1 protein-coding gene is annotated in these 1,678 nt (G+C 71.7%); it reads left to right on the plus strand.

Going from position 1 to position 1,678, the window contains the following annotated elements:
- The first annotated feature begins 681 nt into the window (after nucleotides 1-681).
- Nucleotides 682-1,497 (plus strand): SAM-dependent methyltransferase, encoded by an 816-nt coding sequence (locus tag AAHZ94_RS33690; protein WP_349997497.1) that lies wholly within the window; start codon nucleotides 682-684, stop codon nucleotides 1,495-1,497.
- Nucleotides 1,498-1,678 lie beyond the last annotated feature (181 nt).

A 1,678-nucleotide genomic window follows, 5' to 3' on the forward strand; every position in this document is an offset into this window, starting at 1 on the left:
CCACCCCACCGGGCGAACCCGCTGCCGCCACCCGGGGGGCGGCCCCCACCCCCGACCCCCCCCGCCACCACGGCCCGGGCGCACCCACCACCCCCCGCCCGCCCGCAGCCACCCCCGCCCCAGCCGCCGAACGACCCGCCGCCCCTCACCCTCACCTTGCCCTCGCCACCAGGACCACCCCGAGCAGCCACCCCACCGAAGGCCAATACCTGCTGGTCAGCAACGTGCGACAGCCGCTCGCAGCACTCGACCCGACGAACGCTGGACGGATGCGGCGATCGGCGACCCGGCCGCGGACTCCGCCGGCCGCGCCCCTCGCGCACAGCACACCGGCCGCCGCCAGGACCGCGCCCCACACCGGATGCGCGACGGCCACGCCCCGACGCGGAGTGTGGCCCGCCCACCACGACGCGCCGCTGCGACCGACCGTACGACGGTACGGAGACGATGACAGCACGTCGCCGCAGCCGCACGCGCAGCACGATCGGGCCCGTCGCACGGCACCCAAGCCGTCCGCAACGTCCCCCCAACCCACCGTAAATCCGCTGTTCTAGCCCCTGACAACACCCGTTCGCCGCCCCGGATCAACGAGGTCCCAACTAGGTGGCCCATCAAAGTAATCCGTAGACTCGTCACACGCCGTGCACACCGTGGACGGCCACCGACGAGGGAGCGAGCAAGATGGCCAAAAACGGTTACCCTGCTGACCGCATCAACACCCAAGAGGCGCACTCCGCGCGCGTGTACGACTACATCCTGGGCGGCAAGACGAACTACGTCGTCGACCAGGAGGCCGGCGACATCATGACGCAGGAGTGGCCAGCGCTCCCCGTGCACATGAGAGAGAACCGGTTCTTCATGCACCGGGCCGCGCAGTACCTCGCGCGCGAGGAGGGCATCCGCCAGTTCCTCGACATCGGCACCGGCATCCCCACCGAACCCAACCTGCACGAGGTCGTCCAGGAGATCGCGCCCGACGCCCGCGTGGTCTACGTCGACAACGACCCGATCGTCCTGACGCACGCTCAGGCGCTGCTGGTCAGCAAGCCGCAGGGGCGCACCGCGTACATCGACGCCGACATGCGCGACCCGGCCGCGATCCTGGCCGCCCCCGAGGTCAGCGACACGCTGGACCTCAGCAAGCCCGTCGGCCTGATGATCATCGGCATCGTGCACTTCCTGGTGGACGAGGACGACGCGATCGGCATCGTCCGCCGGCTGCTCGACCCGCTGCCGTCCGGCAGCTTCCTCGCGATGACCATCGGTACGGCCGACTTCGCGCCGGCCGAGGTCGGCAAGGTGGCCAGCGAGTACGAGCGGCGCGGCATGCCGATGCGACTGCGCACTCGCCCGGAGGCCGAGGCGTTCTTCACCGGCCTCGACCTGGTGGAGCCCGGCATCACCCAGGTCCACTACTGGAAGCCGGACGCGTCGACCGACCCGAACATCGACGACCGGGACATCGCCATGTACGGGGCGGTCGCCCGCAAGGGTTGAGCGGTGGGGCGCGGTCGGCACGGCCAGCGTGAGGTGGGGCGCGCGGGCGCTCAGAGGGATGGGGCGCACGCCCGCGGCGGCCCCCCCCCCCCCCGCCCCCCCGCCGCCGCCCCGTACCGCTTCCGTACGGCGATTCCCCACCCGCGTCGCTAAGTTACTCATGCGTTCCGCATGGCCCTCT

The organism is Streptomyces sp. HSW2009 (assembly GCF_040240285.1).
GTDB lineage: Bacteria > Actinomycetota > Actinomycetes > Streptomycetales > Streptomycetaceae > Streptomyces.

Excerpts from the sequence above, each read along its gene's own strand:
- AAHZ94_RS33690 (WP_349997497.1), top strand. The coding sequence starts at position 682 with ATGGCCAAAAACGGTTACCCTGCTGACCGCATCAACACCCAAGAGGCG.